At 53.8% G+C, this 5371-nt stretch carries 4 protein-coding genes and 1 pseudogene; 4 read left to right on the top strand and 1 reads right to left on the bottom strand.

What is annotated here, in order from left to right:
* The 3 genes from VGE80_RS15390 to VGE80_RS15400 form a co-directional block, all read left to right on the top strand.
* A partial coding sequence (locus VGE80_RS15390) for a DUF1559 family PulG-like putative transporter (protein ID WP_440593280.1) occupies positions 1 to 565 on the top strand: 565 nt, incomplete at its 5' end.
* Between the two features lie 431 nt (positions 566 to 996).
* Positions 997 to 1479: a hypothetical protein gene (locus VGE80_RS15395; protein WP_397569001.1), complete on the top strand. Its 483-nt coding sequence runs from the start codon at positions 997 to 999 to the stop codon at positions 1477 to 1479.
* Between the two features lie 254 nt (positions 1480 to 1733).
* On the top strand, positions 1734 to 3242 hold the full coding sequence (locus VGE80_RS15400) for an HTTM domain-containing protein (protein ID WP_440593281.1): 1509 nt from the start codon (positions 1734 to 1736) through the stop codon (positions 3240 to 3242).
* A 294-nt stretch (positions 3243 to 3536) separates the two neighbouring features.
* Here the strand turns inward: VGE80_RS15400 and VGE80_RS15405 are convergent, their stop codons facing one another.
* Positions 3537 to 4811: a purple acid phosphatase family protein gene (locus VGE80_RS15405; RefSeq protein WP_440593282.1), complete on the bottom strand. Its 1275-nt coding sequence runs from the start codon at positions 4809 to 4811 to the stop codon at positions 3537 to 3539.
* A 368-nt stretch (positions 4812 to 5179) separates the two neighbouring features.
* Here VGE80_RS15405 and purH point away from each other — a divergent pair.
* Positions 5180 to 5371, top strand: a pseudogene (purH, locus tag VGE80_RS15410) (bifunctional phosphoribosylaminoimidazolecarboxamide formyltransferase/IMP cyclohydrolase); the annotation flags it as partial.

Here is a 5371-nt window from a genome sequence, read left to right on the forward strand (position 1 = left end):
CCCCACGACGGTTCCAGCGTCGTGGCAGATTCCAGGCTCGCAGTTGGTGGGGGGGGGATCGATTCCGCCCCGCAATCCGGCGATCGTCGGATATGCGACTTCGTCTTACAAGACAGCGGGTGGAAGTTGCTATGGCGATGACAGCATTATGCACAAGCAATGGGAAGGGGGCGGGAAGGCATTTCGTGACGTGATCGATGGATTGAGTAACACGATCGCGGTGGCAGAGTCAACGTATGTTACCAGTACGACGAGTGCTGCTTCGCGCCGAACGACCGCGCCGACGGCCTTCAATGACTGGCCGATCTGGATCGGTGCGCCCGGTGGTGGTAACGATGAGACCGTACGGACGAACGGGCGGACAAACTCTCCGATCAATGCAACTGTTAACTTTTCCACGATGTACTTTGCCAATAACGATGACAATGCCTTCAGCTATCACACCGGTGGAGCTCAGTTTACGCTCTGCGACGGTTCGGTTCGTTTCGTGAGCGAGAATGTTGCGATCGAGATTCTTTGCAACCTCTATAGTGTTCGGGATGGAAACACGATCGGTGAGTTTTAGGAGTCTGGCCAAAGCGACGTGTGCGCCTATGCAGTCTCTTAAGTAGCAAGATGTCGTGTTCCTCGAATCGACAGTCCTCGTATTGAGAGGCAACGAGGTGTATTCCAGGATCGAGCTGGGGTAGGGCGTGGGGCATGGCATTTATGGTGCCATGCCCTGGGATGGATAAGGAATGAAGTCGGATTGTGACTTCGAGGAAAGCTTGACTCGGATGTGCCGAGCGGCAACCCGGTGCTGATTGCGATACCGAAGCTCGCATGGAAACTGAGGCAATCGAACACACGGATGCTGTGGCCGGGGCTTGGAGGTAGCAGAAGCCCGTCAGGGAATCTCTTCCGTGTCAGAGTTTATGAGCAAATCAAGTTCAGTTTCCGCCATCAGGCGAGGAACGAACTGTTCCTCTTGAGTGATTGGGATGAAAGGAAGAGATAATGATCAAGAGAATTGCAGTATTAGTGGCTGTCACGTTCCCTTTGTGCGTTGGCTGCGGGTCAGGAAGTGAAAGATTCGCAGTGGCGCGGACTGAGGGGGTCGTACTTTGCAATGGCGAGCCCGTCGAAAATGTTCAAGTCTATTTCGAGCCGATGGTAGTTGGGAAATCAGCCAAAGTCGGTAAGCAGGGGTTTGCATTTAGCGATCACGATGGTGCGTTTCAATTGTCGACGTATGGACGAAATGACGGTGCCGTGATTGGTAAGCATCGAGTTCGAGTTGGAGGTGATGCAAGCGTGAGCTGTGATTGCGCCACCAATTCCGAGAAGAATGTGATGGAAGTTGAGATCGTTGCGGGTCAGACCAACACCATCAACGTAACGCTGCCAGCGAAACCAGCGAAGAAGGGAAACGGCCGCCCGGTCAGATTGACAGGCGGTGCTGCTGCGGATGACGCGGATTCGAAACTTGATATCCAATGATTTCGGATATCACTTTTCCAGTGGGCGGCGCAGAAGCTTAATAGAACTTTTGTTCCCCTCGCAGAGAACGAAATTCCGCGAAGGTGATCATCCGTCGGACAAGGTGATAGAGATTGGTCTGTCACCTCCACCAGTCGATTGAGATGAACCTCAGGCTGGCAAGAGAAACGGTCGCTCAAACAGCAGATAACAGCGCAATGAAGCAGAGCCTTGAGAGAGAAGCAACCACCGTGGACGGGTGGTGTCGAAGATGGATGCGATTTCTCTTCACACCTGTCGATGGTGCGTCAGTAGTCGTATTTCGAATTGGATTCGGTCTGGTGATGGTGTGGCTCGGAATTGATTATCTTGTTGCAGGACGAGCGTACGAACTGTACGTCAAACCGGATTTTCATTTTACTTACTACGGTTTCGACTGGGTTCAGCCATTCTCGCTGAATGGGATGAAACTTTTTTTTGTCGCAATGTCCGTACTGGGTTTGTTCGTTGCGGGGGGGCTGCTCTACCGAGCGACGACTCCGTCGCTGGCACTGCTGTTTACGTATTTTCTGTTGCTCGATCGAACGAATTATCAGAATCACTACTATTTGCTCATGCTGCTAGGGTGGTTGATGGTATTCATCCCCGCCCACCGTTTATGGTCGATCGACTCTATATTGTGGCCATCACTTCGGTCGGAATCGATCGCGGCGTGGTCAGTCTGGCTGCTCAGGTTTCATGTGGGGCTTCCCTATTTCTTCGGGGGAGTTGCGAAACTGAATCACGATTGGTTTGCAGGAGCCCCATTGCGCCAGATGCTGGCTTCCCGGTCGGATCTCCCTTTCATTGGCCCCTGGCTGACGCTGGAGTCGGTGGTTCAGGTGTTTATCTGGGGGGGAGCTTTATTTGATTTACTTGTCGTTCCGCTCCTGATTTGGAAGCGGACACGCAGTCTTGCTTATCTGATATGTCTGGCGTTCCATCTGATCAATTCAATGGTCTTCGATTCGATTCACGTTTTTCCCTGGTTCATGATCGTGGCGACGACCATCTTCTTCAGTCCCGACTGGCCACGTCCCTCCCTTGACAGACTGTTGAAGATAGGGAGAGGGCTTCGCGGTAATCCCGAGATCAGCGCGGAATCCGCGCTCAACGAGGTGCCTGTTTCACGTTTAGAAATGGGAGTGAGGCCGGCAGAGGCGACGTTGAATCAAGCTCATTCCGCTGAGGATCCATGCCCCTGGATGTTTCGGCGCAGATTTGCGGCGATGGGGTTTGCAGGGCTCTGTTGCCTCTTTCACCTCGCATGGCCTCTGGTTCATTTTTTGGAAGAGGGAGACACCAGCTGGACCGAACGGGGACATCATTTCTCGTGGCGGATGATGTTGCGAGGGAAGACGAGCGGCTTTCGCTATCTGGTGACCGATCCCCAAACGGGGCTGAGCTGGAATCCCGATGTGCGAAAGTGGATTACGCCTGACCAGGAGATTCGATTCGTTCGTGACCCTGAAATGATCCTGCATCTCGCGCATTTCATCTCCGAGGACTATTTGAAACTGACCGGTCGGGAGTTTGAAGTTCGAGCTCTTGTATTGACGTCGTTGAACGGTCGGAAACCGCAATTACTCATCGACCCGACGGTCGATCTGTCGAAAGAGCCAAGAGGTTACTACCAACGATCCTGGATTCGCCCGCTGACTGAACCGCTAAGAAAAGATCCCTGGATGATCCCCCCGTCCCAATGGGAGCGTTTGATCGACGTCAAGGAAGTCGAGCGGAAATAGCGGCGAGAAGGTTCCAGGTCGAATCGCAGCGTCAGCGACAGACGATTGAACTGCGAAGCACAGGCTCGCGAAGGATGTCGTTACAGCGGTGCTGATGGCCGACGGTTTGACGGGCAGGTGATCTCTTTTGCTCAGCGCGAGCGGATGGGCTCGTTTCAATCGTGATTGGGACAGGACCTGATTCGCAGATTTCCGGGTCTGCCAGCAACAAGGGCGGGGGGGGCCGGTTTTGGATTGCCCCCGCCCTGTCAGCTCCATGTATCGTGGCTGCGGGCCGGCATGAACGTTATGCGCTCAACCCCGTTTTGCAGGACGCTTACTCGTTGTCATACAGACATCGGCGATTTTGCCTGATTGTTCCATAGCCATATGGAACCGCTGATCACCTTCCAGTCGATGGACCGTCATGTGGTATGCGGAACTGACTGCGGCGAGGTAGGGGCGTTCTTCAGGAGTTTTCGGGACGCGGAGTTGGCCCCATGATCCATCACCCAGGTAAAGCACACCATGTTTGTCGCGCAATCCGTTCGTCAGAGGATGCGTTCTTTTGAAGGTGTGATCGTGGTGTTCGAGAACCACGTCAACATTGTACTGCTCGAACAATGGGCACCAGTGTTTTCGCTGCTCTTCCCCTGTGCCGAGATGGTCGTTCGCTCCTTGTGGTGACCGGTATGAGGGATAGGCAGGGACGTGATTGGCAACGATGAGATGCGGCCGTTCTTGTCGATCCGCGAGGGTTTGCCTGAGCCAGTCAGTTTGTTCGCCGGCAATCGGGGCGATGTGGTCGGTATCCAGCAGGACGAGGCTGAGATAGTCGCCGATGTCCAGTACCCCGTATGTTTTTTCGGGGTAGAATCCGTCGAAGAAGCTGAGGTAGGCAGGTGCGTCCTGCCTCTGCCTCTTGTAACCGCCATCAACCTCGTGATTCCCCATGGCGGCCACCATAGGGATCAGTCGCCCCTGCGCGTCAATCATGTGCTCGTGATAGTTCTGAAGGTATTTCGCGAACGTCTCGGGAGACCGTCCATTGTCATAGGCGAGATCCCCGGCGATCAACGCAAAATACGGTTCCTGCCTGGCGGCGAGTATGTTGGTATTGATCGCATGAAGACCAACACCGGAATCGCCTCCTGATACGAATTGGAAGGTATCCGTCGCTTTGCCGGGCATGGTACGAAACCGATAGACTTCGGCGGCGTTGGCAATCTGAAACTGATATTCTTGTCCTGGCTGAAGCCCGGTCAACTCGCACCGAAACACTTTCAGATCAGTGTTCGTGTATGGCTTGGTGATCGTCTTGGCGATCTGCCAGACAGGGGCGTCCAGAGTTGCGAACTGAATGGAAGTATTCGCGCTGGTCTCAGCCCCCAGCCACTGGATCGTTATCGTACTCGTCGGATCTCGTTGCCAAGTGAGAAAAAGAGTATCCGGCGCGAATGAGGCCGCAGGGTTCGACGCCTCTGCGAGTGAGCTTGAGTCCTGTGCCAAAAGCGAAGGATGGCAGGCAGATGCCGCCGCAAGACCTCCAAGGGATGTGCTGAGAAAACTGCGACGATTCAACGGTGACATGGAATGTTTCCCTCATCAGGTCAGAGATGTTGTCATTTCACCTGGACCGATGCAGCCCAAATCCCATGGCCGAAGTCAAGTCCAGACCCGCAATCCTTGGCGAGTGAGTTGATTCTTCAACTTCGGAAGAAGAGCAGATGAAGGTTCCGGGCAATTTCGATGAACGTTCGGGGCATTTCCAGGAGATCGCTGGGAACGTCGCGAAACTGTCAGGGTTTCGAATGATCGTTCCAACAGACCTGCGTACGAAAGAATCCTGTCCGAGTTTTTTGTATGATTGGCAACTGAAGGAATGGATGTCTTATCCATCAGAATTTGTTTACTCTTGCCGCAGTTGACGGTTTTTCCGCCAGTCGAAAGTTGGATCCATGACAGTGAGTTCGCGACGTGCCTTGATCAGTCTCAGCAATAAGCAGGGGCTTGTCCACTTTGCCCAGCAGCTTGTACAGCTGGGTTTTGAATTGCTCTCGACCGGTGGGACGCGTCAAGCCCTTGAAACCGCCGGTATTCCGGTCATCGACGTTGCTCAGTACACCGGTTTTCCGGAGATGATGGACGGA

Source organism: Schlesneria sp., from assembly GCF_036405755.1.
Lineage (GTDB): Bacteria > Planctomycetota > Planctomycetia > Planctomycetales > Planctomycetaceae > Schlesneria > Schlesneria sphaerica.